The organism is Pseudomonas sp. KK4 (assembly GCF_001984065.1).
GTDB lineage: Bacteria > Pseudomonadota > Gammaproteobacteria > Pseudomonadales > Pseudomonadaceae > Aquipseudomonas.
The window spans coordinates 1-1,307 of record NZ_LYVP01000243.1 but is presented as its reverse complement, the minus strand read 5'-3'; the positions used below and the strand labels follow the sequence as shown (position 1 = coordinate 1,307).

Here is a 1,307-nt window from a genome sequence, read left to right as displayed (position 1 = left end):
CTTCCACACCGATCAGATCGGTACGCCGTTGGAGATGACTGACCGGGAAGGGCAGATTGTCTGGCAGGCAACGTACAAGGCTTGGGGTTCGGTTGAGAAGCTGACGGTCAATGAAGTCGAGCAGAATCTGCGGTTTCAGGGGCAGTATTTCGATAATGAGACGGGGCTGCACTACAACACGTTTAGGTATTACGACCCGGAGGTGGGGCGGTTTGTAACGCAGGATCCGATCGGGTTGTTGGGTGGTAGTAATTTGTATGGTTATGCTCCCAACACAAATGGGTGGATTGACCCTCTAGGGTGGTGCGTGACTACTAGTGTCACCAGAGGAGCGGCAGGGCAACCTTTAAAAGCAACCGCCACCATAACCCCGAAAGACTTGGGGACGGGAACGGCAACTAATGAATCATCTCGGTTTTGGGCTAGATCCCTGGGAAATCCAGATGATGATGCTGGGCACATAATCGGTAAACTTCTCGGTGGTGCTGGAGGAAAAAATGGAGTTTTCCCACAGTTAAAAGGTATAAACCGTGGCAGTTTAGAGATTTTGAGGCGGCCGTTGCCAACGCCGTAAAAAAGAAAGGTGCTGTAGACGTTGAATTGAATTTTATGTATGGGAACGGTGGAACGCGTCCTACATCGATAACCTATGATGTTTACCGTCAGGGCAGTAAAATACTCGAAGGAATTTTTGGGAATTGATATGGCTAACGAAGATTGTTCACTGCAAGCGTTGAAAGTTGTCAATGAGTTTATGATTGATATGAACTCTTGGGAAGTAAAGTTTTTCAATGTTCGAAAAGAAAATCTAGCCGCAGGTGGGGATGATCTTGCTATAAAAGCTCATTTCAGCGTTAAGTTAGAAAATGTGCTGCAAAAATATGCTTTGAAAGATAAGAGTAATTTTGGCCGTTTGATAGACTTGGGTTGTACAAATCCTCCTACGTATGATCCACACACTGACGTTATAGAAGTCGTTTCTGTGGGTGATGATGAGATTGTTGTTCAAATCCAGCAAACAGTTGGGTTAGAGGTTACGTCACATATTTTCATGGTTCTTAAGGGTGGTGAGTGGAAAATTAAGAAGAAAGAAAGTTTGGGGTACAACGATAAGTGGAAGCGCTCACCTTTATAGTGTAAGTGGCCCGTCGCTTCAGCTACAACCTGTGCGGGCATCTGACCCAAGTCGACGAAATCGGCTACGGCGAGCGGGGCGAACGGCCACAGCGCCATACCGTATTCGAGCGCGATAGCATCGGCCGCGGGAGTGTCAGTTTTTTTGTGTGCGGGCCGGTAGCGGCCTGCCG

Annotated in this window: 2 protein-coding genes; both read left to right on the top strand. The window is 47.7% G+C overall.

Features of this window, described 5'->3' with window-relative positions; genetic code table 11:
- Nucleotides 1–574, top strand: a 574-nt coding sequence (locus B0W55_RS29320; protein ID WP_256576414.1) for an RHS repeat-associated core domain-containing protein, incomplete at its 5' end; no start/stop codon positions are given.
- 129 nt (nucleotides 575–703) lie between these two features.
- Nucleotides 704–1,135 (top strand): NTF2 fold immunity protein, encoded by a 432-nt coding sequence (locus B0W55_RS29315; RefSeq protein ID WP_077049376.1) that lies wholly within the window; start codon nucleotides 704–706, stop codon nucleotides 1,133–1,135.
- The last annotated feature ends 172 nt before the right edge of the window (nucleotides 1,136–1,307 follow it).